Below are 22,910 nucleotides of genomic sequence, written 5' to 3' on the forward strand. Positions count from 1 at the left end.
GGTCGGCTGGGATGACGGGGCGGGGCGGTCGGCTGCGAGCGGCCGGCAGGCGGCCCCGCTTGGCTTGGTTGTCGGATCGGTGCCAAGCGGCTACAACCGGGCCTCACCGCGACCGACGTCGATCTTCCCAAAGGACAATCCGATGCGTTTCGCTTTTCCCGCCGGCGCTGTGCTGGCTTTGGCCGTCGTTGCGCTGTCTCCCGCCGCGGCCCTGATGTCGAGCACCCCCGCCATGTCCGAATCCGTCAAAGCCGTCACCACGCCGTCGGGCCTCCAGATCGTGGACACCCAGGTCGGCACCGGCGCGTCGCCGGCGCGCGGCCAGATCTGCGTGATGCACTACACCGGCTGGCTGTACGAGAACGGCGCCAAGACCCGCAAATTCGACTCCTCGGTCGACCGCAACGAGCCGTTCGAGTTTCCGATCGGCATGGGCCGGGTGATCAAGGGCTGGGACGAGGGTGTTGCCAGCATGAAGGTCGGCGGCAAGCGCACGCTGATCATTCCGCCGGAGCTCGGCTATGGCGCGCGCGGCGCCGGCGGCGTGATCCCGCCGAACGCGACCCTGATCTTCGATGTGGAATTGCTCGGCCTCAAGTAAGGCCGATGATGCGATGGCCCGGCCTGCGCCGGGCCGTCGTTGCCGCGGTTACTGCCGGCCGCAATAGGCCAGGATGCTGCTGGCGCCCATGCCGCAGGTCGCGGTCAGCTTGCCGCTTGCAAGCTTGAGCGTGTCGGCGAAGCGGGCCTTGGTGCCGCTGACGCAGAACGCCGACAGCAGGGTGTCGTCGTCCTCGCAAGAGATCGGGCAGCCGTCGGACGGGCAGGAGGTCGAAGTCAGCGTCTTGATCGGGCTGACCGGGACCGCAGCCGCACTGGCCGCCGCCTGTTCGGTCGCCTCGTTCGGGTTGGGCTCTGCCTTGAAATTGCGGACGCCGAACACCACCACAGCGGCGGCGATGCAGGCGACGATCAATGTCGGTAACTTCATCTTCAACCCCATTCCTCGAATAAGCAGCGGCCGAGACCGCGATGAGCATAGACCTGCATTGCGGAATTGGAAGCGTTCAACGCCAACGGCGTTAACCCGTCACTGATCAAGCGCAAATGGTAATATGCGACCGCGATTAGTTAAGCGGTTAGTATCCATGTAGCGCACCTATCCGACCAATCCTGCTTTCGCCCCACTTCAATCTGTATAGCCACCGACCATGACGATGATTCAGCCAGATCCTGCAGACCTCGAACCGATCCATCCGTATTCGCTGGCGCGGATCTCACATGTCGCCCTGCAGGCCGGCGCGGTGCTGGCGCAGAGCGGGGCGTCGGTGCGCGTGGTGCACGAAGGCGCGCGGATGGTTGCGGAGGCGCTCGGCGTCGAGGTGCTGGGGATGCGCTCCGGCTACGCCTCGTTCGAGATCACGCTGGCGCGCGGCCATCACAGCTTCACGCGCATGATTCAGATCGGTCCGCACGGCGTCAACCACCGGCTCGACTTTGCGGTGCGCGAGCTGCTCAAGCGCGCCTCGCGCGGCGACATGACGCCGGACGCGATCGAGGCCGAGCTGAAGCGGCTGCAGAGCGAGACGCCGCGGCATCCGCCGTGGCTGGTGGCGATCGCCACCGGTGCCGCCTGCGCCGCGTTCGGCCGGCTGCTCGGCTCGGACTGGCTGTCGTTCGGGCCGGTGCTGGCGGCGGCCAGCATCGGGCAGGGCGTTCGTCATTTGCTGCTCGGCCGCCGCTTCAACGTGTTCGTGGTCGCGGCGATCGTCGGCTGCATCTCGGCGGCGCTCGGCGGTCTCGGCGCGCGGCTGATCGGCAGCTCGACCACCGAGCTGGCGATGATGGCGTCGATCCTGCTGCTGGTGCCGGGCGTGCCGTCCACCAACGCCCAGACCGACGTGATGGACGGCTATCCGACCATGGGCAGCGCCCGCGCCGTCACCGTGATCATGATCATGGTGTTCGCCGTCACCGGGCTGTGGCTCGCCGAATTCGTGCTGAGGATCCACACATGAGCGCGACCTGGATCGCGATGCTGCCGTATCTGGCGCATCAGGCCGCGTTCGGCGCGCTGGCCGCGGCTGGCTTCGGCGTGCTGTTCAATTTCGGCTGGCGCACGCTGGCCTGGTGCGCGGTCGCCGGGGCGCTGGCGCTGGCGGTCCGCACCGTGGTGCAGCAGACCGGCGGCAGCCTGGAGGCCGCGACCTTCGCGGCGGCCTTCGTCACCTCGTTCACCGCGATCCTGGCGCTGCGCTGGCTCGGCCCGGCCTGCAACGCGGTGGCGCTGGCCGGCTGCATTCCGATGGTGCCGGGCGCGTTCTTCGGCCAGGCGATGCTCGGCTATATGGCGGTCGCCGCCGACACCACCGGCTCCTCGACCGCGCAGATCGTCGCGGCCTCGCAGGCGTTCGTGCGCGTGCTGTCGATCGTCGGCGCGATCGGGGCGGGGCTGGCGATCCCGGCGTATCTGCTCAAGAGCCGGCAGTTCTGATCAGCGCCCGGTGCCGGGCCAGGCCACCGCGCGCGCCACGCCGCTCGCCAGCCGTCCGGCATTGCGGCCCTCGACGATGCTGCCGTCATGGCTGCTGGCCTGGATCAGCGACACCCGGCCGCCGGGATCGATCCGGAATTTGCGGCGGTCCCGGTAGCCGGTCCCGTCGAGCAGCCCGTAATCGGTCGTCAGCCACACCGTGGAAGTGGTCGCCGCACCATCGGTCCACACCGGGTCGCTGATCTCGTCGACCTTGAAGGCCCAGAACTTGTAGAGGTGCGACTGGCCGAACGAGCGGACCCGGACGATCTCCGCTTTCAGATGCAGAATGGCTCGGGCTTGGGACTGGTCCACGCGATCTCGAATGCTTGCCGGTCGTCAGATCGGTACCCGATTCGGCCGCCGGCCCGCTGCCGCGTCGTCGGCGCGGGATCATCGGCGAGCCGGACCACCGCCGGGCGCCGATCGCGCGGCGTGGGGACATTCTGCAGATAGCTTTGTCCCTGCGTCTCAGTTGCGGCTTTGGCGGCCCGCCGCGGCTTGAAATTCCGCTGTAACACGGTGCTCTGGAAGCATCGGTATCAGAGGGGTTGCGATGCGGTCATTGGGAGGCGCGGTGCTGGCCGCGTTGCTGCTGTCGGGGTGTGCGTCGGTGACGCGCGGCACTACGGAGAACATTTCGATCGCGACCACGCCGTCGGGCGCCAAGGCCGATGTGTCCGGCACCGAGGCGCCGTTCTCCTGCGTCACGCCGTGCGTGGTCGAGGTCAACCGCAACGCCGACATCACCGTCAGCCTGAGCAAGGAAGGCTTTGAACCGCAGATCATCCCGCTGACCCGCGAAGTCTCCGGCAGCGGCGGCGCCGGCGGCGCCGGCAACCTGCTGCTCGGCGGCGTGGTCGGCATGGGCGTCGACGCCGCCACCGGCGCCGCGATGGATCACAAGCCCAACCCGGTCGTGGTGACGCTGCAGCCGGTCGCACCGCCGGCGCCGCCGGTCGTCCGGCATCATCGCAAGCCCCGGGTGCCGGTGAGCTAGGAGCGTGAGCGAGTGTTTGCCTAGAAATCGTAAAACCAGCGTGAAGGTGATAAGGCCCACCTTAAGTTCGGAAGGCAGCCTTTACTTGGTCTAGCGCCGCTAACCGGCGCTTTAGAAGATCGAAGAACTTCCGATCTGGTTTGATCATTCCATCGGTACCTAGGGTATCGAAGTGGGCCTCGTGCTGGTCCGTCGCCTCGATCAACCGATCAATCATGCCCGTCCGAGGGTCATCCTGTAGCTTATTTTCGATCCACTGCTGAAGGGACACATTGGCCTTTGTCGCGCGACGCATTTCGTATGCGAGCTGTGATGCCCCGAGTGATTCGATTTTTCTAGCTGCGGTGACGGTTTTACTGATGCCTTCGTAGGCGTTGCATCGGCGATTGCCGGGCCTGTTGTCGAAATCGAAATCCTTGTTGTAGGAACGGTCTGGGACAAAGAGGATAGTCTTTTCGTCCTTTGGCTTCGGTGTAATGTCGATCAGTTCGCCGTTTGGGCTCTCCCAGACGCAATGAAACTCGGCAGTCGCGAGCACATTAGGCCATTCCCAGATTGTCCATCCGTAAACAGGTGCGCCACCGTCAACGCGTGTTTTTTCCATTACTCCGCTATTGCACCAGCCGTAGAAGCCGTTTCGATCCGGAACAACAGGGAGGTAGAGAGGTGAACTGCTGGCCAGCGTGGCGCAGAACGCTGCCAGCTTCGGTGTAAGGGCCGTAGGCGTGGTCTCGGCTATGGTCGAGGCTTCGGCGCGTTCGGCTGTCAGTTTCTCCGTGGCCGCAATGCGGATCTCTTCAATCGTCATTGTCGACAAAGCGAACTTCCCTGGCTGAAATGCAATTCACTTCAGGATTAGCGGCCACGCTTAGTACCGGTCGCCTTGGTCTGATTCAGCTCAGAGCCGCGCTTCAATCCATTCACAGACGCTCTTATGAAGCCATCCTGCGTGTTGCCCGCGCACGAGTTGTGTGACCATCAGGCGATCATTAGCATCAAGTTTTGTTCGTATATCTTCATCAACGGTTTGTACTTTGTTTGATGACTGAATGAACCAAACGGAGTCGAGCCCCTCGTCCTTAATGTGAGGATAGCGCTCCAAGTGAATTATCAGGCGTTGCCGAGCTTCCGCGTAATTCGAACTTGCGCGGTTGATATCCCAAGTAACTAAAAAGACGCTCATGAGTATCCCCTGATTCGAGCAATTCGATTAGGATGACACGCAATCTTTGGAGCGCCATAGCGCGCGCATTTTATCCCCGTTTCAATCAGGGGTAAATTTGTCCTCGGCGATGACGCGCTGTTCTGCTGCGTCCCTTGACCCGAAGGAATCCTTAAGCGCGAAGTAGACGGGGGCGGAGCACGTTTGTCAGGGGATAGTGGAGCACTCGTCCGGCGTGACGCCATTGTTCAGCAGCAATTTCTCGGCGCACAGCAGTTTCTGTCGCTCGCTGAGTGGGGCGATAACCTTGTAGATCGGCACTGCGTACCACAAGGTAGCTGCGATCGTCGCCGTGCAGAATACGAACGTAAAGGTTCGCCAGCATTGGGTCACTGATTTAAGCAGAATTTCCATTGGTTCCTCCAAATCTCGGAACCAAATGCCCATGCAAAATGGCTGAATAATGACAAAAAGCATTTTAGTTTCAGTAACTTAAACTAAAACGCTAGGCCGTCTATTGGGGCGGTGCAGCCGATGAGCCGCTTTCCCGGTACTAGCCCAATCGATACTGAATCCTGCGTTGGGCGGCGGCAGCCGCGGCGGGGTGTGGTCGATATCCACGGAAGTAGTTTTCTTGGCGTCATCGGATGACACGATCTCATCGAACTTGGTCGGCGAGTTCTCATCCATTCGGCGGCGGCCTTAGGGCGCGTAGCCGTGTGCCACGCGCTTCAAGGCACGCCCGCACCTCAGCTTATGGCATGGTTCGGATGGAAGACGATCGGCGAACCGCCGCGGACTTCGAGGAAGCAAACCGCATTATAAGCTTGCTGAGACCGCCGGAGCGAAGCTCATTTCCATAACAGCTGTTGGCTGACCTGTTGACCCGGTGAGCCAAAACGAAACGAAAGTCGTTGAAAGGACGAAGGCTCAATGAGCAGCTGGCGATCCCAGCAGGATTCGAACCTGCAACCCGCGGAGTAGAAATCCGCTACTCTATCCAGTTGAGCTATGGGACCGGTGGGGGCTTTATAGCACCACCGGATACAAAAAATCCGCTTCCGCGACAACCGCCCCGAACCATTTGCCACCATCCTGCGTCCAACGCATGCGGCGCGTTGTTTTCGGCGCGCGCGCGGGCGAGGATGTGAGTCTCGAGCCGGGCTGGCCGGCGAGGGCGGAAGATGGATGGCGAAACCGGCGGCCTTGCGCCCGCCCGCAGCCATCACGGCGTCATCTTCGTCACGGCATGACGTGGGTCTAAAGCGCTAGGGTCTAACGCGACGCTCGTTCGCGGCAAGGGAGTTCAAGCATGATCGGTCTGGTTCGCGCCCTCACGCTTTGCGCCGGATTGGCGCTCGGGCTCGCATCGGCACAGGCGGCCGACAAGGCGTTCCAGCGCGACGAGCTGGCGGATGCCGCGATCAAGCTCGAAGCCCAGATCAAGAGCGAGGCGGCGGCCACCAACAAGCCGACCGCGGTGCTGCGCAGCGACGCCGACGCTGCGTTCAAGCGCGGCGACTACCGCGGCGGGCTGCAGACGCTGGGGCAGATCGCGGCGCTCGATCCGTCCGACGGCGACAACTGGCTGCGGCTCGCCCGCACCGTGCTGCAGATCAAGGCCGCCACCAGTTCCGAACGGACCTTCCTGCGCGAGCGCGCGACCACCGCGGCCTATATCGCCTACCAGCGCGCCAAGAGCCCGGGCGAGGAGGCCGACGCGCTGGCGCTGCTCGGCCGCGCGATGGCCGACCGCAGCCTGTGGCGGCCGGCGCTGGATGCCTTGCGGATTTCGCTGGAGCTGCGCGAGGTCGCCGACATCCGCGGCCAATATGAGAAGCTGCGCGCCGACCATGGCTTCCGGCTGCTCGATTACACCGTGGACTCGGATTCGGCGTCGCCGCGGGTGTGCTTCCAGTTCTCCGAAGAGCTCGCCAAGCGCACCGACTTCGCGCCCTATGTGACGCTGGCCGGTACCGACAAGCCGGCGATCAGCGACGAGGAGCGCCAGCTCTGTGTCGAGGGGCTGAAGCACGGCGAGCGCTACAACATCAATCTGCGCGCCGGCCTGCCGTCGACCGTGAAGGAGGCGCTGGCGAAATCGGCCGAGTTCAACGTCTACGTCCGCGACCGCAAGCCGCTCGTGCGCTTCACCGGCCGCGCCTACGTGCTGCCGCGCACCGGCCAGCGCGGCATTCCGCTGGTCAGCGTCAACACCCCGACCGTGGCGGTGCAGGTGTTCCGGATCGGCGACCGCAACCTGATCAACACCGTGGTCGACAGCGACTTCCAGCGGACGCTGAGCCGCTACCAGCTCAGCGACCTCGGCAACGAGCGCGGCGCCAAGGTGTGGTCGGGCGAGCTCGACACCGCGACCGCGGCGCTGAACGCCGACGTCACCACTGCGTTCCCGGTCGATCAGGTGCTCGGCGACCTGCAGCCCGGCGTCTATGTGATGACCGCGGCGCCGAAGGGGCCGACCGCCAATTCCGACGATGACGGCCAGCTCGCCACCCAGTGGTTCATCGTTTCCGATCTCGGCCTGACCGCGTTCTCCGGCAATGACGGCGTCCACGTCTTCGTCAATTCGCTGGCCTCGACCGATCCGCTCGCCAATACCGAGGTGCGGCTGATCGCGCGCAACAACGAGGTGCTGGCCACCCGCAAGACCGACGCCTCCGGCCACGTGCTGTTCGAAGCCGGTCTGGCGCGCGGCGAGGGCGGGCTGTCGCCGGCGCTGCTGACCGCGTCCAGCGACAAGGCCGACTATGCCTTCCTCAGCCTGAAGACCAGCGCCTTCGACCTGTCCGACCGCGGCGTCGCCGGGCGTGCGGTGCCGGCCGGCGCCGACGCCTTCGTCTATGCCGAGCGCGGCGTGTACCGCTCCGGCGAGACCGTGCACCTCACGGCGCTGTTGCGCGACGGGCAGGGGGTGGCGATGACCGCCAGCCCGATGACGCTGGTGGTGGAGCGCCCGGACGGCGTCGAATACCGCCGGGCCGTGCTGTCCGATCAGGGTGCCGGCGGCCGCAGCCTCGATGTCGCGCTCAATTCGGCGGTGCCGACCGGCACCTGGCGGGTGCGTGCGTTCACCGATCCGAAGGGCGCCAGCGTCGGCGAAACCACCTTCATGGTCGAAGACTATGTTCCGGATCGGATCGAATTCGACATTTCCACCAAGGACAAAGCGATCAAAGCTGATGCTCCTGTGGAACTTAAGGTCGACGGCCATTTCCTGTACGGCGCGCCGGCCTCGGCGCTGCAGATCGAAGGCGAGCTGCTGGTGGCGCCGGCCGAAGGGCGTCCGGGCTATGCCGGCTATCAGTTCGGCGTCGCCGACGAGGAGACCACCAGCAACGAGCGTACCCCGCTCGAAAACCTGCCCGAGACCGACGCCAACGGCGCCGCCACCTTCGAGGTGAGCCTGCCGAAGCCGCCGTCCTCGACCCGGCCGCAGGAGGCGCAGATCTTCGTCCGGATGGCGGAAGCCGGCGGCCGCGCGGTCGAGCGCAAGCTGGTGCTGCCGGTCGCGCCGGCGGCGGCGATGATCGGCGTCAAGCCGTTGTTCGCCGACCGCAACGTCGCCGAGGGGGACGTTGCCAAATTCGACGTCGCCTTCGTGGCGCCGGACGGCAGCTCGCTGCCGCGCAATGGCCTGCGTTACGAGCTGCTCAAGATCGAGTCGCATTATCAGTGGTACCGGCAGAACTCGTCCTGGGACTACGAGCCGGTGAAGTCGACCAAGCGGGTCGCCGATGGCGATCTGTCGATCAAGGCCGGCGAGCCGGCCCGGCTGCAGTTCAACCCGGAGCCCGGCCGCTACCGGCTCGACGTCAAGACCGCCGATGTCGCCGGTCCGCTGACCTCGGTGCAGTTCGACGTCGGCTGGTATTCGGATGGTTCGGCCGATACGCCGGATCTGCTGGAGACCTCGATTGACAAGCCGGAATATGCCTCCGGCGACACCATGACGGTCACCGTCAACGCGCGCACCGCGGGTCTTCTGACCGTCAACGTGCTCGGCGACCGGCTGCTGACCACGCAGTCGCTGCAGGTCAAGCCGGGCAGCTCGCAGGTCAAGCTCACGGTCGGCAAGGATTGGGGCTCGGGCGCCTATGTGGTCACCACGCTGCGCCGGCCGCTCGACACCGCCGCGCAGCGGATGCCGGGCCGTGCGATCGGCCTGAAATGGTTCGGCATCGACAAGGCGGCGCGCACGCTGTCGGTCGAACTGTCGCCGCCGGCCTTGGTGCGGCCGTCGACCACGCTGAAACTGCCGGTCCGGCTCGGCGGGCTGTCGCCCGGCGAAGACGCCAAGATCGTGGTCGCCGCGGTCGACGTCGGCATCCTCAATCTCACCGGCTACAAGCCGCCGGCGCCGGACGTGTACTATCTCGGCCAGCGCCGGCTCAGCGCGGAGATCCGCGACCTCTATGGCCAACTGATCGACGGCATGCAGGGCGCGCGCGGCCAGATCCGTTCCGGCGGTGACTCCTCCGCGGCCGAGCTGCAGGGCAGCCCGCCGACGCAGAAGCCGCTGGCGCTGTATTCCGGCATCGTCACCGTGGCGGCCGATGGCACCGCGACGATCGACTTCGACATTCCCGAATTCGCCGGTACCGCGCGGGTGATGGCGGTGGCGTGGACCGCCACCAAGGTCGGCCGCGCCAACACCGACGTCACGGTGCGCGATCCGGTGGTGCTGACGACCACGCTGCCGCGCTTCCTGCGTAACGGCGACCGCGGCACCATGGCGTTCGACCTCGACAACGTCGAAGGCGCTGCGGGCGACTACACCATCAAGGTCAGCGCCAGCGGTCCGGTGAAGCTCAGCGGCGAAGCGGCCACGACGATGAAGCTTGCCGCCAAGCAGCGCGGCTCGGCCAAGCTGATGCTCGACGCCGGCGGCGCCGGCACCGCGGCGCTCGATGTCGCGATCCAGGGGCCGAACGGCCTGTCGCTGGCGCGGCACTATGCGCTCGACGTCCGGCCCGCCAACCAGACCCTGGCGCGGCGTTCGATCCGGACGCTGGCCAAGGGCGACAGCCTGACGCTGACCTCCGACATGTTCTCCGATCTGGTGCCGGGCACCGGCGGGCTGTCGCTGTCGGTCAGCATGTCGACCGCGCTCGACGCCGCCACCATCCTCAAGGCGCTCGACCGCTATCCGTTCGGCTGCTCCGAGCAGATCACCAGCCGGGCGATGCCGCTGCTCTACGTCAACGATCTCGCCGCCGGCGCGCATCTGGCGATGGACGGCAGCGCCGACGAGCGGATCAAGGGCGCGATCGACCGGCTGCTGTCGCGGCAGGGCTCGAACGGCTCGTTCGGGCTGTGGTCGACCGGCGGCGATGACGCCTGGCTCGATGCCTACGTCACCGACTTCCTGACCCGGGCGCGCGAGAAGCGCTTCGTGGTGCCGGACGTCGCGTTCCGCAGCGCGCTCGACCGCATCCGTAACTCGGTGGTCAATGCCGACGAGCCGGAGAAGGACGGCGGCCGCGATCTCGCTTATGGCCTCTATGTGCTCGCCCGCAACGGCGCCGCACCGATCGGTGACCTGCGCTATCTCGCCGACACCAAGCTCGACAAGCTGGCCACCCCGATCGCCAAGGCGCAGCTCGCCGCGGCGCTGGCGCTGGTCGGTGACCGCGCCCGCGCCGAGCGGGTGTATGCGGCGGCGGCCGACAGCCTCAATCCCAAGCCGTCGATCGTGTTCGGCCGGACCGATTACGGCTCCGAGCTGCGCGATGCCGCGGCCCTGGTGTCGCTTGCCAGCGAAGGCAACGCGCCGCGGCCGACGCTGACGACGGCGGTGCAGCGGGTCGAAGCCGCGCGCGGCCTGTCGCCCTACACCTCGACCCAGGAGAACGCCTGGCTGGTGCTGGCGGCGCGCGCGCTCGCCAAGGAGACGATGGCGGTCGACCTCAACGGCGATGCGGTGAAGACGGCGCTGTATCGCAGCTACAAGGCGGACGAGGTGAAGGCTCAGCCGCTCAAGATCGCCAACACCGGCGACTCCCCGGTGCAGGCGGTGGTGACGGTGAGCGGTTCGCCGATCACCCCGGAGCCGGCTGCCAGCAACGGCTTCAAGATCGAGCGCAATTACTTCACGCTCGGCGGCGAGCCGGCCGACATCGCCAAGGCGAAGCAGAACGACCGCTTCGCGGTGGTGCTGACGATCACCGAGCCGAAGCCGGAATACGGCCACGTCATGATCGCCGATTACCTGCCGGCGGGCCTGGAGATCGACAATCCGCATCTGGTGTCGTCGGGCGACTCCGGCACGCTGAGCTGGATCGCCGATGGCGCCGAGCCGGTGAATACCGAGTTCCGCGATGACCGCTTCACCGCCGCGATCGACCGCAAGGCCGACGACAAGTCGGTGTTCACGGTCGCCTACGTGGTGCGCGCGGTGTCACCCGGCAAATACGTGCTGCCGCAGGCCGTGGTCGAGGACATGTACAATCCCTCGCGCTACGGCCGCACCGGCACCGGCACGATCGAGGTGCGGGCTGCGAAATGAGCGAGCGGCCGACCAACACGCCCGCAGCGTCGCGAGAGGTCCTGACGCCTGCCAAGGCGTCATTGCGAGCGGAGCGAAGCAATCCAGCGCCACGCGCGCGGCGTGGATTGCTTCGTCGCTTCGCTCCTCGCAATGACGGGTGGAGAGGTTGGGGGAGGATCAGGACGACCGCCCTCGTGTCGGCGCTCCTGATCGCCGTCGCAATCGGTGGCCTTGTCGCTTACGCCGTCTCGCTCGGCCCGTTGCCGCTCGACGAGGCGCGGCAGACCTCGGTGACGGTGGTCGACCGCCACGGCAAGCTGCTGCGGGCATTTGCGATGGCCGACGGACGCTGGCGGTTGCCGGTCGATGCCGCAACCGAAGTCGATCCGCGCTACCTCAAGCTGCTGCTCGCCTACGAGGACAAGCGGTTCTATCAGCATCACGGCGTCGATCCGCTCGCGGTCGGACGCGCCGCGCTGCAGCTCGTCAGTCACGGCCGGATCGTCTCCGGCGGTTCGACCATCACCATGCAGCTCGCGCGGCTGATGGAGCCGCGGCGCCAGCGCTCGGTCGGCGCCAAGCTGCGGCAGATGGTGCGCGCGGTCGAACTCGAACAGACGCTGTCGAAGCAGCAGATCCTCGATCTTTATCTGGCGCTGGCGCCGTATGGCGGCAATCTCGAAGGCATTCGCGCCGCCTCGATCGCGTATTTCGGCAAGGAGCCGAAGCGGCTGACGCTGGCGGAATCGGCGCTGCTGGTAGCGTTGCCGCAGTCGCCGGAAACGCGCCGGCTCGATCGCTTCCCGGATGCCGCCCAGGCCGCGCGCGACCGGGTGCTGGCGCGGATGGTCGAAGACGGCGTCGTGAGTGACGACGACGCGGCGCAGGCGAGGGCGGTGCCGGTCGCACGCCAGCGCAAGCCGATGCCGGTGCTGGCGCCGCATTCTGCCGATCAGGCGGTGATCGCCGACAAGAACGCCAAGCTGATCCGACTGACGCTCGACGCCGGTCTGCAGCGCGCGCTCGAGACGCTGGCGCGCGACCGCGCCGCCGCGCTCGGCCCCGACATCTCGATCGGCATCGTCGCGGTCGACAATGCCAATGGCGACGTGCTCGCCCATGTCGGCTCGGCGGACTATTTCGACGACCGCCGCGCTGGGCAGGTCGACATGGCCCGTGCGGTACGTTCGCCGGGTTCGACCCTGAAGCCTTTCATCTACGGGCTCGCCTTCGAGGACGGCTTCGTTCACCCCGAGAGCCTGATCGACGACCGCCCGGTGCGGTACGGCGCCTATGCGCCCGAGAACTTCGACATGACGTTCCAGGGCACCGTGCCGGTGCGGAAAGCGCTGCAGCTGTCGCTCAACGTTCCGGCGATCGAACTGCTCGACCGCGTCGGCGCCTCGCGGCTGGCCTCGCGGCTGAAACAGGCCGGCACCGAGCTGGTGCTGCCCAAGGATGAAGCGCCGGGTCTGGCGATCGGGCTGGGCGGCGTCGGCGTCAAGCTGATCGACTTGGTGCAGCTTTACAGCGGGCTGCCGCGCCTCGGCAGCGTGCTGCCGCTGCGCGAAATCACAAGTTCCGGCAACGACAAGCGTGAGACTCTGCGCCTGTTGGATCAAGTCGCAGCGTGGCAGGTCGGCAGCGTTCTGCTCGGCACGCCGCCGCCTGAGAATGCGGTGCGCAACCAGATCGCGTTCAAGACCGGCACCTCGTACGGTTATCGTGACGCTTGGTCGGTCGGGTTCGATGGCCGGATGACGATCGGGGTCTGGGTCGGCCGGCCCGATGGCGCCCCGGTGCCCGGGATGATCGGCCGCGTCGCCGCCGCCCCGGTGCTGTTCGACGCCTTCGCCCGCAGCGGCCAGATGCGGGCGCCGCTGCCGAAGGCGCCGAAAGGCACGCTCGTCGCCTCCAACGCCAAGCTGCCGCTGCCGCTGCGGCGGTTCCGGTCGTCGGGCGATCTGGTGCAGCCCGGCGACGACAAGGCGCTGCGGATCCAGTTTCCCCTGAACGGATCGCGGATCGATGCGGTCAGCGAAGCCTCGGCCGGCGCGCTGCCGGTCAAGGTTGCCGGCGGGGTGCTGCCGATGACCGTGATGGTCAACGGATTGTCGGTCGGCGAGATCGACGGACGGCGGCAGCGGCTGATCGCGCCGCCCGGTCCGGGCTTCGTCCGGCTCACCGTGATGGACGCCTCTGGCGCCGCGGACACAGTTGTTGTCAGAATTCAATAGAGCCGGGCTAAGCAGTTGTCGCTGTATCGGTTTCAGCGTATGCGAGGCCGATGATCGAGACCTCTGCCAGACCCCGTTTCGGCGCGCCGCGCGAACCTAAAACCACCGTCGATCCCGGCCGCGGGCTGGTTGCGGTGCTGGACTTCGTGACGGTCAGTCACCTGCGCGCGTCGGCCTTCCTGGTGCTGGTCGGGCTGCTGTTCTTCCTGCCGGGATTCTTCAACATCCCGCCGATCGACCGCGACGAAGCGCGGTTCGCGCAGGCGACCAAGCAGATGGTCGAGACCGGCGACTTCATCGACATCCGCTATCAGGACGAGGTTCGCTACAAGAAGCCGGTCGGCATCTATTGGCTGCAGGCCACCGTGGTCGAGACCGCCGGCAAGCTCGGCTTGCCGCGGGCGCAGGTCCGGATCTGGCTGTACCGGGTGCCGTCGCTGGCCGGTGCGATCGGCGCGGTTTTGATGACCTATTGGGCGGCGCTGGCCTTCGTCGGACGACGCGGGGCGGTGATCGCCGCCTTGATGCTGTGTAGTTGCATCCTGCTCGGGGTCGAGGCGCGTCTCGCCAAGACCGACGCGTTCCTGCTGTTCACCGTCACCGCCGCGCTCGGCGCGATGGCACGGGCCTATCTCGGCTGGCAGCGCGGCGACATCGGTCCGGAGCGGTCGTGGAGCGTGCCGGCGGTATTCTGGACCGCGCTGGCGGCGGGCATTCTGCTCAAGGGCCCGCTGATCCTGATGTTCATCGCGCTGACGGTGATCCCGCTGGCGATCCTGGATCGCTCGGCGGCTTGGCTGTGGCGGCTGCGGCCGCTGCTCGGTGTGCCGTGGATGCTGTTGTGGGTGCTGCCGTGGTTCATCGCGATCTATCTGCGCGCCGGCGACACCTTCTTCGCGGACTCGGTCGGCGGCGACATGCTGAGCAAGATCGCCAGCCCGCAGGAATCCCACGGCGCGCCTCCCGGTCTGTATTTCCTGCTGTTCTGGGCGACGTTCTGGCCCGGCGCGCCGCTGGCCGCGATGGCGGCGCCGGCGGTGTGGCGGGCGCGGCGGGAGCCGGGCGCCCAATATCTGCTCGCCTGGCTGGTCCCGTCCTGGATCGTGTTCGAACTGGTGATCACCAAGCTGCCGCACTACGTGCTGCCGCTGTATCCAGCGATCGCAATCATGACCGCCGGCGCGATCGAGCGGCGGGTGCTGTCGCGCTCGTGGCTGGCGCGCGGCTCGGCGTGGTGGTTCGCGATTCCGGCCATCATCCTGCCGCTGGTGGTGATCGGTTCGGTGTATCTGACGCGCCACCCGATGTTCCTGGCGTGGCCGTTCGCGGCCGGCTCGCTGATCTTCGGTCTGTTCGCCTGGCGCCTGTTCGACGACAACCGCGCCGAAGCCTCGCTGCTCAACGGCGCGCTGGCGTCGCTGTTTCTGGTCGTGGCGGTGTTTGGTGTTGTGGTCCCGACGTTGCGGCCGGTGTTCCCGAGCGTCGAGATCGCCCGCGAGCTGCGCAAGGTGGTCTGCGTCGGGCCGAAGGCGGCCGCGGCCGGCTATCACGAGCCGAGCCTGGTGTTCATGACCGGCACCGATACGCTGCTCACCGACGGCTCCGGCGCTGCAGACTTCCTGCTCGGCGGCTCCTGCCGGTTCGCGATCGTCGAGTCGCGCAGCGAGAGGGCGTTCGCCAGCCGGGCCGAGGCGATCGGGTTGCGGTACAATGTTGCTGCCCGGATCGACGGCTACAACTTCTCGCAAGGCAAGCCGGTCTCGATCGCGATCTTCCGCTCCGAAGGCACGCAATAACATGGCCGTGCCCGCCAAGGCCGGCCGGCCGCAGCGTATCTACCCCGTTGAGCTGCTGCTGGTGATCGGCCGCGCGCTGGCGCAGCTCGTCCGCCCGCCGTCGCATTCGCGGCGCGCCGAAGCTGCGCGGCGCTGGGCTCGGCACGCGCTGTGGCTGACGGCCGTGCTGTCGCTGGCGATCGTGATCCTGATGGTCGGCGTCGATGCGTTCGAGATCGGCCTGATGCCGCCGCGGGGCACGCCGTCGCTGTGGCCGGTGAAGATCATCACCGATTTCGGCAAGTCCGCTTATGTGCTGTGGGTGCTCGCAGGCTTGCTGCTGCTGATCTTGCTGATCGTGCCGTTGCTGCGCGGCATGTCGCGCGCGGTGATGATCGGTTTCGGCACCCGCGTGCAATTCCTGTTTCTGGCCGTGCTGGTGCCGGTCGCGATCGGCGAAGTGCTGAAGGGCATCATCGGCCGTGGCCGTCCGTTCGTCGGCGGTGCCGCCGATCCGTACAACTTCTCGCTGTTCGCCTGGAACGAGGCTTATGCCAGCTTCCCGTCGGGCCACTCGATCACCGCGGCGGCGCTTGGCTTTGCGGTGGCGGCGCTGTGGCCGCGGCTGACAGCATTGATGGCGGCTTACGTGTTCGCCATCCTGGTCAGCCGGCTGGTGCTGCTCGCCCACCATCCGAGCGACGTCGTCGCCGGTGCCTTGCTTGGGCTCGTGGGCGCAATGGCGGTGCGGTACTGGTTCGCGGCGCGGCGGCTGGCGTTCACCATCCGGCAGGATGGCACCATCGACCCGCTGCCAGGGCCGTCCTGGGATCGCGTCAAAAGGGTTGCCCGCGGCGGCTCCGCCCCATAAGAAGCGGGCGCGCAGACAGCGCCCGGCCGCGAGTTCCCGTCGGCCCCGGATTGTTCCGAAGCATGCCTGAAACCTTGTCTCAGTCCGGACCGCCGCCTGCGGTGTCCATCGTGGTACCGGTGCGCAACGAGGCTGACAACGTCGCCCCGCTGATCGCCGAGATCGCCGCCGCGCTCGATGGGCGCTGGATCTACGAGATCGTCTATGTCGACGACGGCTCGACCGATGCCACACCGCAGCGGCTTGCCGCGTTGCGCGCCGAGCGGCCCAATCTGCGCCAGATTCGCCATGCCGCGTCCTGCGGCCAGTCGGCGGCGGTGCGGACCGGCGTCCGCGCGGCGCGCGGTGGCATGGTCGCGACGCTCGACGGCGACGGCCAGAACAACCCGGCGTTCATTCCCGAACTGATCTTTGCGCTGGAGCAGGGCGGGGCGCGGGTCGGCCTTGCCGCCGGCCAGCGGGTGGGCCGCAAGGACACCGGCTTCAAGCGGCTGCAGTCCCGCGTCGCCAACAAGGTCCGCAACGCCATCCTGCGCGACGGCACCCGCGACTCCGGCTGCGGCCTGAAAGCGTTCCGGCGCGACGTCTTCCTGTCGCTGCCGTATTTCGACGGCCTGCATCGGTTCCTGCCGGCGCTGGTGCGCCGCGAAGGCTTCGACATTGTTTACGTCGATGTCGCCGACCGGCCACGATTGTCGGGCAAGTCCAACTATGGCTTCTTCGATCGGCTGTGGGTCGGGCTGATGGATCTCGCCGGGGTGTGGTGGCTGATCCGCCGCAAGAAAGCGACACCGGTCGCCACTGAGGTGAACTGATGCTGATTCAATACGGTCAGGAACTCGGCGACTATCTCTACGACGTGTTCGTCGCCAAGTTCGATTTCTGGCTCGCCTTCGGCCTGATCGCGCAGCTGTTGTTCACCGCGCGCTTCCTGGTGCAGTGGATCTCGAGCGAGCGCGCCGGCAAGAGCGTGGTGCCGATGGCGTTCTGGTTCTTCTCGATGGGCGGCGGCTTGATGACGCTGATCTACGGCATCGCCAAGCGCGAGCCGGTGATCATCCTCGGCCAGGCGATGGCGACCATCATATACGTGCGCAACATCATGCTGATCATCAAGGCGCACGCCCGCGGCTCGGAGAGCGTACCGAACTGATCGAGCCTAGAGCATTTCTGGCTTCGACAGATCAGGACCGCACTTCCTAGCGGTCGCAGCTTGCAGAACCTCATGGTGAGGAGGCGCGAAGCGCCGTCTCGAACCATGCGCCGCAGGCGATGTGGCCCCTCATCCTTCGAGACGCCCGGCGAGGCCGGGCTCCTCAGGATGAGGACTTTGGACCCTTGGCAGGGCCAAATCCGCTTCAACCGATCGTTGAAGCTCAGCGAACCGTCTGACGCTGCTCAGCGCGATCAGAACGAGAACTATCCCCGTCATTGCGAGCGAAGCGAAGCAATCCAGAAGCTCACTGCGCTGCGCTGGACTGCTTCGTCGCGGACCCTGTGCCCGGACGGCGCGAAGTGCCGATCCGGGTGCTCCTCGCAATAACGGAGCGGGCGCTTACCGCGCCGCGTTGAACGCCGCGAAGCCGCGGTCGAGATCGGCCTTCAGGTCGTCGGTCGATTCCAGCCCGATATGCAGCCGCAGCGCCGGGCCGCCCGGGTTCCACGGTGTTGCGGTCCGATACGAGGCGCAGTCGAACGGGATCACCAGGCTTTCGAAGCCGCCCCAGGAATAGCCCATCCCGAACAGCAACACGGTGTCGAGCAGCGCATCGACGGCAGCCTGCGGCGACGGCTGCAGCACGACCGAGAACAGCCCGGAGGCGCCGGTGAAGTCCCGCTTCCAGATCGCATGGCCCGGATCGGTATCGAGCCCGGGATGCAGCACGCGCTGCACCTCGGGACGCGCCGCGAGCCAGCGCGCCATTTCCAGGCCGGCCTGATAGTGGCGGGCGAGACGCACCTCCAGGGTGCGCAGACCGCGCAGCGCCAGGAACACATCGTCCGGGCCGGCGCAGACGCCGAGCAGCCGGATCGCTTCCGACACCTTCGGCCACGCGGCGGCGTTGGCCGAGATGGTGCCGAACATGATGTCGGAGTGACCGCCGATATATTTGGTCGCGGCCTGGATCGAGATATCCACGCCTTGTTCCAGCGAGCGATGATACAGCGGCGTCGCCCAGGTGTTGTCGTCGATCACCAGCGCACCGTGCTGCTTGGCGACCGCCGCGATCGCCGGGATGTCCGGCATCTCGAACGATTGCGAGCCGGGCGCCTCGACCACCACCACCGCCGTGTTCGGCCGGAAATGCGCAGCGATGCCGGCGCCGATCAGCGGATCGAAATAACTGGTCTCGACGCCGAGCCGCTTCAGCATCTGGTCGCAGAACAGCCGGGTCGGCCGATACGCGTTGTCGCACACCAGCACATGATCGCCGGCTTTGACGACAGCGAGCAGGGCGGTGGAGATCGCCGATACGCCGGAGGGCGTGATGCCGACGCCGGCACATTGCGGACCTTCGAGCGCCATCAACGCCTGCTGTAGCGCCTTGGTGGTCGGGGTGCCGTGCCGTCCATAGGAGTACTCGCCGCGGTGGGCGTGCAGATCGGCCGCGGTCGGGTACAGCACCGTCGAACCATGCACCACCGGCGGATTGACGAAGCCCTTCTGCGCCGCAGTGTCGCGCCCTGCGGTGACGAGACGGGTCTGCGTGCTGAGCGGCGCGGGTGTCCCGCTGGAGTCGGAGGCGTCCATGGTGGCTCGCTGGTGGTTGTGCCGAATGTGACAGCGCTCGTGCGTGTGCTTCGGCTACTTCGACGAATGGGGGTAATAGCAGCTTCTGGAAGACGGCCGTCAACCCCTTGACCCGGCGCGCGTCTCGTTCTGTGATGCATACCGGTCTGTCTGGAGATCGTGCTGAGGGGCTCGCGAATGCCGGGCGAGAGTTTTGCAGCATGGTGCCGGGCAACGGCTGCCGCGCGCGGGCCTTCGGGCGATCGAACGGCGGATCCAATCGGAACGCATCGCCCACGAAGCCGATTGAAGCGGCCAGGACATCCCTTGAAAGGTCATTCCATGAAACGTGTATCGCTCGTCGCCGCCTTTGCAGCCGCCGCCGTATTCTCGGTGACGTCGGCGGACGCGCAGACCCTGAAGACGGTCAAGGATCGCGGCATGTTGTCCTGCGGCGTCAGCCAGGGACTGCCCGGTTTTTCGGCGCCCGACGACAAAGGCAACTGGACCGGCCTCGACGTCGATGTTTGCCGCGCGATCGCGGCCGCGGTGTTCGACGACCCCAGCAAAGTGAAGTTCGTGCCGCTGTCGGCGAAGGACCGCTTCACCGCGCTGCAGTCCGGTGAGATCGACGTGCTGTCGCGCAATACCACCTGGACGCTGTCGCGCGACACCTCGCTCGGCGTGAACTTCGCGGGCATCAGCTATTATGACGGCCAGGGCTTCATGGCCAAGAAGTCTCTCAAGGTGAACTCGGCGCTGGAACTGAACGGGGCCTCGATCTGCGTGCAGACCGGCACCACCAACGAGCAGAACGTTGCCGACTATTTCAAAGGCAACAACATGAAGTACGAGGTGATCGCGTTCGCCAATGCCGACGAGGCGGTCAAGGCGTACGAGTCCGGCCGCTGCGACGTGTTCACCTCCGACGTCTCGCAGCTCTACGCCCAGCGCCTGAAGCTGGCGACCCCGGCCGATCATATCGTGCTGCCGGAAGTGATCTCGAAGGAGCCGCTCGGCCCGTTGGTCCGCCATGGCGACGATCAGTGGTTCGACATCGTCAAGTGGACGCTGTTCGCGCTGGTCAATGCCGAAGAGCTCGGCGTCACCCAGAAGAACGTCGACGAGATGGCCAAGTCCGACAAGCCCGAGCTGAAGCGCGTGTTCGGCACCGACGGTAACCTCGGCGAACAGCTCGGCCTGACCAAGGATTGGGTCGCCCGCATCATCAAGGCGACCGGCAACTACGGCGAATCGTTCGAGCGTAACGTCGGCACCGGCTCCAAGCTCGAGATCGCGCGCGGCCTCAACAAGCTCTGGAACAAGGGGGGCATCATGTACGCCCCGCCGATCCGCTGATCGCGTAAAGATCCGCGCCGATGGCGATCGACGCACGTCCACCGCCGCCACAGCTCGTCGCGAAACTGCGACGAGTGCTCGGCGGTCGCTCAGGCTGGAAGGGCCTGCTCGCCCAAGTGCTGTTCGTCGCGGCGCTGGTCTGGATCGGCTACGAGATCGTCGACAACGCCCGCGACAACCTCGCCAACCAGCGGATCGCCTCGGGCTTCGCCTTCATGTCGCACACCGCGGGGTTCGGCGTCAGCCAGACGCTGATCCCGTATCAGGAGTCCGACAGCTACACCCGCGTGTTCCTGGTCGGCCTGATCAACACGCTGGTGGTGTCGGTCGTCGGCATCTTCTTCGCCACCGTGATCGGCTTCGCGGTCGCGCTGGCGCGGTTGTCGCCGAACTGGCTGATCTCGCGCATCGGCGGCGGCTATGTCGAGATCGTCCGCAACCTGCCGCTGCTGTTCCAGATCCTGTTCTGGTACCTCGCGGTGCTCGGCGCGCTGCCGTCACCGCGCCAAAGCGTCTCGGTGATGGACAGCTTCTTCCTGTCCAACCGGGGCATCGTGGTGCCGCGGCTGGTGGGCGAGGCGGGGCTCGATGGCTTCCTGGTCGCGCTGCTGATTGCAATCGCTGCCGCGATCGTGTTGCCGCTCTACGCCCGGCGCCGGCTGTTTGCCACCGGCAAGCTGATGCGGGTGTGGCCGATCGTGCTCGGCTTGCTGATCGGACTGCCGCTGATCGCGTTCCTGATCGTCGGCAAGCCGTTCTCGCTGGAAGTGCCGGTGCTGCGCGGCTTCAATTTCGTCGGCGGCTCGCGGCTGGCGCCTGAATTCGTGGCGCTGACGTTGGCGCTGTCGACCTACACCGCCGCGTTCATCGCCGAAGTTGTCCGCGCCGGCATTCTGTCGGTACACAAGGGGCAGATGGAGGCGGGCGCCTCGCTCGGCCTGTCGCGCGGGCAGACGCTGCGGCTGATCGTGATCCCGCAGGCGCTGCGGGTGATCCTGCCGCCGCTGACCAATCAATATCTCAACCTGACCAAGAACTCGTCGCTGGCGGTGGCGATCGGCTATCCGGACCTGTTCTCGGTGTTCGCCGGCACCACGCTGAGCCAGACCGGGCAGGCGATCGAGGTGATCGCGATCACCATGGGCGTGTACCTGCTGATCTCGCTGGTCACCAGCGCGCTGATGAGCCTGTACGCATGGCGGATCAACCGGAGCATGGGCGCATGAGCGAGCTCGGGTCCGTGACGCCAGTGTTCGTGCGCGGCGAGATGGTGCCGCAGCGGCCGCCGCCGGTGCATCAGCCGGGGGTGATTGGCATCATCCGGCAGCGGCTGTTCAACTCGCCGACCAATATCCTGCTGACCATCGTCGGTGCGCTGCTGCTGTACTTCACCGTGGTGCCGACGCTGAAGTTCCTGCTGGTCGATGCGGTGTGGTCCGGTTCGAACCGCACCGACTGCCTCGCCGACAAGGCCGGTCATCCGGTCGGCGCCTGCTGGCCGTTCGTGCAGGCCAAGTTCTCGCAGTTCATCTACGGTTTCTATCCGACGCCGGAACGCTGGCGGGTCGATCTGGTGTTCGCGCTCGGCGCGCTGCTGCTGCTGCCGCTATTGATCCCGCGGGCGCCGGCCAAGACGCTGAATGCCGGCCTGTTCTTCGTCGCCTTTCCGGTGCTGGCGTTCTTTCTGCTGCATGGCGGCGGCGTGCAGGGCTTCGGCGTCACCTGGAGCGCAGACCTGGCGAGCGGTGTTGCCGACAGCGTCGGCCGCGCCGGCCGCAAGCTCGCCGCGGGCGGGCCGATCGGCAGCGTGATCGGTCAGGTGCTGCTCGGCCTCGACACCGTTCTGGTGTGGCTGAGCTGGCCGCTGGTGGCGCTGCGCGACTGGATCCAGGCCTCGTCACAACCGGTGTGGCTTGATCTCTTGCTCACCGCGGTCGCCGTCACTGCGCTGGTGTTCATCCTGACCGGGGTCCGGAACGGTTGGCGCGCGCTGGCGACCACGGTCGGCATTTTCGTCGGCATCGCCGTGATGGTCGCCGCGCTGCGGCTCGACCGCGGCGGCTTGCCTGTGGTCGATACCCGGATGTGGGGCGGCCTGCTGGTGACACTGGTGGTGTCGGTCACCGGCATCGTCGCGTCGATGCCGATCGGCATTGCGCTGGCGCTCGGCCGCCGCTCGACGATCCCGCTGATCCGGATCTTCTCGGTCGCCTTTATCGAATTCTGGCGCGGTGTGCCGCTGATCACGGTGATGTTCTTCGCCACTTACATGCTGCCGCTGTTCCTGCCGGGCAACTTCACCATCGACAATCTGATGCGGGTGCTGATCGGCATCGCGCTGTTCGCCGGTGCCTATAATGCCGAGGTCATTCGCGGCGGCCTGAATGCGATCCCGCGCGGGCAGGCGGAGGCGGCGAGCGCGCTCGGGCTGTCATATTGGAAGACCACCGGGCTGATCGTGCTGCCGCAGGCGTTGCGCCACGTCATTCCGGGCCTGGTCAACAGCTTCATCGCGCTGTTCAAGGACACCTCGCTGGTGTCGATCGTCGCGCTGTTCGATCTGCTCGGCCAGCTCCGCGCCGCATTTGCTGATCCGACCTGGTCGACGCCGACGACGCTGTTCACCGGCTTCGCGTTCACCGGGCTGATCTACTTCGTGTTCTGCTTCGGGATGTCGCGCTATTCGCTGTCGGTCGAGCACCGGCTCAACGCGCACCGGCGGACCTGACGGAAG

At 66.5% G+C, this 22,910-nt stretch carries 18 protein-coding genes and 1 tRNA gene; 13 read left to right on the forward strand and 6 right to left on the reverse strand.

What is annotated here, in order from left to right; all coding sequences use genetic code 11:
* The first annotated feature begins 142 nt into the window (after nucleotides 1-142).
* Nucleotides 143-601, forward strand: coding sequence for an FKBP-type peptidyl-prolyl cis-trans isomerase (locus RPPS3_RS13290; protein WP_107344532.1), 459 nt, complete (start codon nucleotides 143-145; stop codon nucleotides 599-601).
* Nucleotides 602-649: 48 nt separating this feature from the next.
* Here RPPS3_RS13290 and RPPS3_RS13295 read toward each other — a convergent pair whose 3' ends face one another.
* A complete protein-coding gene (locus RPPS3_RS13295) occupies nucleotides 650-991 on the reverse strand; it encodes a hypothetical protein (RefSeq protein ID WP_107346591.1) in 342 nt (113 codons plus the stop codon).
* 220 nt (nucleotides 992-1,211) lie between these two features.
* Here RPPS3_RS13295 and RPPS3_RS13300 point away from each other — a divergent pair, with 220 nt between their 5' ends.
* Nucleotides 1,212-2,018, forward strand: coding sequence for a threonine/serine exporter family protein (locus tag RPPS3_RS13300; protein WP_107344533.1), 807 nt, complete (start codon nucleotides 1,212-1,214; stop codon nucleotides 2,016-2,018).
* On the forward strand, nucleotides 2,015-2,494 hold the full coding sequence (locus RPPS3_RS13305) for a threonine/serine exporter family protein (RefSeq protein WP_012496005.1): 480 nt from the start codon (nucleotides 2,015-2,017) through the stop codon (nucleotides 2,492-2,494). Before RPPS3_RS13300 ends, RPPS3_RS13305 begins: the two co-directional genes overlap by 4 nt.
* Here RPPS3_RS13305 and RPPS3_RS13310 read toward each other — a convergent pair whose 3' ends face one another.
* Entirely contained in the window at nucleotides 2,495-2,848 is a 354-nt protein-coding gene (locus tag RPPS3_RS13310) for a hypothetical protein (RefSeq protein WP_107344534.1), read from the reverse strand.
* 241 nt (nucleotides 2,849-3,089) lie between these two features.
* On the opposite strand from RPPS3_RS13310, the gene RPPS3_RS13315 reads away from it, so the two are divergent.
* The gene (locus tag RPPS3_RS13315; protein WP_107344535.1) at nucleotides 3,090-3,533 is read left to right on the forward strand and encodes a translation initiation factor 2; all 444 of its coding nucleotides are present in this window, start codon (nucleotides 3,090-3,092) and stop codon (nucleotides 3,531-3,533) included.
* A 61-nt stretch (nucleotides 3,534-3,594) separates the two neighbouring features.
* Here the strand turns inward: RPPS3_RS13315 and RPPS3_RS13320 are convergent, their stop codons facing one another.
* The 3 genes from RPPS3_RS13320 to RPPS3_RS13335 all read right to left on the reverse strand — a co-directional run bounded on the left by RPPS3_RS13320 (nucleotide 3,595) and on the right by RPPS3_RS13335 (nucleotide 5,714).
* Entirely contained in the window at nucleotides 3,595-4,341 is a 747-nt protein-coding gene (locus RPPS3_RS13320) for a hypothetical protein (protein WP_107344536.1), read from the reverse strand.
* Between the two features lie 561 nt (nucleotides 4,342-4,902).
* Nucleotides 4,903-5,109 carry a hypothetical protein gene (locus RPPS3_RS13330; protein WP_159060684.1) on the reverse strand — a complete coding sequence of 69 codons (207 nt, stop codon included), beginning with the start codon at nucleotides 5,107-5,109 and terminating at the stop codon, nucleotides 4,903-4,905.
* 528 nt (nucleotides 5,110-5,637) lie between these two features.
* Nucleotides 5,638-5,714, reverse strand: a tRNA-Arg gene (locus RPPS3_RS13335).
* A 293-nt stretch (nucleotides 5,715-6,007) separates the two neighbouring features.
* Here RPPS3_RS13335 and RPPS3_RS13340 point away from each other — a divergent pair.
* The 6 genes from RPPS3_RS13340 to RPPS3_RS13365 all read left to right on the forward strand — a co-directional run bounded on the left by RPPS3_RS13340 (nucleotide 6,008) and on the right by RPPS3_RS13365 (nucleotide 17,239).
* Complete coding sequence (locus RPPS3_RS13340; protein ID WP_107344539.1) at nucleotides 6,008-11,221, forward strand: alpha-2-macroglobulin family protein; 5,214 nt, start codon at nucleotides 6,008-6,010, stop codon at nucleotides 11,219-11,221.
* Nucleotides 11,218-13,440 carry a penicillin-binding protein 1C gene (gene pbpC, locus RPPS3_RS13345; RefSeq protein WP_107344540.1) on the forward strand — a complete coding sequence of 741 codons (2,223 nt, stop codon included), beginning with the start codon at nucleotides 11,218-11,220 and terminating at the stop codon, nucleotides 13,438-13,440. The genes RPPS3_RS13340 and pbpC overlap by 4 nt, the downstream gene beginning before the upstream one ends.
* Before the next feature lie 50 nt (nucleotides 13,441-13,490).
* Nucleotides 13,491-15,236, forward strand: a complete 1,746-nt coding sequence (locus RPPS3_RS13350; protein WP_107344541.1) for an ArnT family glycosyltransferase — start codon at nucleotides 13,491-13,493, stop codon at nucleotides 15,234-15,236.
* 1 nt (nucleotide 15,237) lies between these two features.
* Nucleotides 15,238-16,086 carry a phosphatase PAP2 family protein gene (locus RPPS3_RS13355; protein WP_107344542.1) on the forward strand — a complete coding sequence of 283 codons (849 nt, stop codon included), beginning with the start codon at nucleotides 15,238-15,240 and terminating at the stop codon, nucleotides 16,084-16,086.
* Between the two features lie 62 nt (nucleotides 16,087-16,148).
* The gene (locus RPPS3_RS13360) at nucleotides 16,149-16,901 is read left to right on the forward strand and encodes a glycosyltransferase family 2 protein (RefSeq protein WP_012496013.1); all 753 of its coding nucleotides are present in this window, start codon (nucleotides 16,149-16,151) and stop codon (nucleotides 16,899-16,901) included.
* Nucleotides 16,901-17,239: a lipid-A-disaccharide synthase N-terminal domain-containing protein gene (locus RPPS3_RS13365; protein ID WP_012496014.1), complete on the forward strand. Its 339-nt coding sequence runs from the start codon at nucleotides 16,901-16,903 to the stop codon at nucleotides 17,237-17,239. Before RPPS3_RS13360 ends, RPPS3_RS13365 begins: the two co-directional genes overlap by 1 nt.
* A 402-nt stretch (nucleotides 17,240-17,641) precedes the next feature.
* Here RPPS3_RS13365 and metC read toward each other — a convergent pair whose 3' ends face one another.
* A complete protein-coding gene (metC, locus tag RPPS3_RS13370; protein WP_107344543.1) occupies nucleotides 17,642-18,838 on the reverse strand; it encodes a cystathionine beta-lyase in 1,197 nt (398 codons plus the stop codon).
* Between the two features lie 321 nt (nucleotides 18,839-19,159).
* Between metC and RPPS3_RS13375 the strand changes: the two genes are divergently transcribed.
* From RPPS3_RS13375 to RPPS3_RS13385, 3 genes are read left to right on the forward strand one after another with little or no spacing between them, the layout of a single operon-like run.
* Complete coding sequence (locus tag RPPS3_RS13375) at nucleotides 19,160-20,176, forward strand: amino acid ABC transporter substrate-binding protein (protein WP_107344544.1); 1,017 nt, start codon at nucleotides 19,160-19,162, stop codon at nucleotides 20,174-20,176.
* Between the two features lie 20 nt (nucleotides 20,177-20,196).
* Nucleotides 20,197-21,402: an amino acid ABC transporter permease gene (locus RPPS3_RS13380; RefSeq protein WP_107344545.1), complete on the forward strand. Its 1,206-nt coding sequence runs from the start codon at nucleotides 20,197-20,199 to the stop codon at nucleotides 21,400-21,402.
* Complete coding sequence (locus RPPS3_RS13385; protein ID WP_107344546.1) at nucleotides 21,399-22,904, forward strand: amino acid ABC transporter permease; 1,506 nt, start codon at nucleotides 21,399-21,401, stop codon at nucleotides 22,902-22,904. Before RPPS3_RS13380 ends, RPPS3_RS13385 begins: the two co-directional genes overlap by 4 nt.
* The last annotated feature ends 6 nt before the right edge of the window (nucleotides 22,905-22,910 follow it).

The organism is Rhodopseudomonas palustris (assembly GCF_003031265.1).
Lineage (GTDB): Bacteria > Pseudomonadota > Alphaproteobacteria > Rhizobiales > Xanthobacteraceae > Rhodopseudomonas > Rhodopseudomonas palustris_H.